This is a genomic window from Clostridioides sp. ZZV14-6345 (assembly GCF_020657775.1).
Classification (GTDB): Bacteria; Bacillota; Clostridia; order Peptostreptococcales; family Peptostreptococcaceae; genus Clostridioides; species Clostridioides difficile_D.
This window is the reverse complement of the sequence record NZ_JAGWCX010000197.1, coordinates 1-384: the sequence shown is the minus strand read 5'-3', so window position 1 is coordinate 384 and position 384 is coordinate 1. Positions and strand designations below refer to the sequence as shown.

Sequence of the window (384 nt, the reverse complement as noted above, 5' to 3'; positions counted from 1 at the left end):
AAGTTTTATACCAGAGCAGTTGCTAATTTTAGTAGCTGCTCTCTCTATTATAGGTAAAGGTTGTAAAAAATATAAACAACTAGATAATAAATACATTCCAATTATATTACTTGTGTTGGGAATCGGATTTTCTATTTGGATGCTAGGGCTTAGTCCTAACGCAATCTTACAAGGTGTAATTTGTTGGGGTATGTCAATAGGTATAAATCAAACTTACAAACAGTTGAAGGAGGAAAATAAATAATGAAAATAGCAATAGTACCAGGACACACTTTAAGTGGAAAAGGGACAGGAGCAACTGGGTATATAGATGAAGGAAAAGAAAACAGAACACTAACAGAACTGATAGCAAAATGGTTGAAACAAGGTGGAGCTACTGTATAT

Annotated in this window: 1 protein-coding gene; it reads left to right on the top strand. The window is 33.6% G+C overall.

Going from position 1 to position 384, the window contains the following annotated elements; translation table 11 throughout:
• Nucleotides 1-244, top strand: a 244-nt coding sequence (locus KGF39_RS19550; RefSeq protein ID WP_227823582.1) for a phage holin family protein, incomplete at its 5' end; no start/stop codon positions are given.
• Between the last annotated feature and the right edge of the window lie 140 nt (nucleotides 245-384).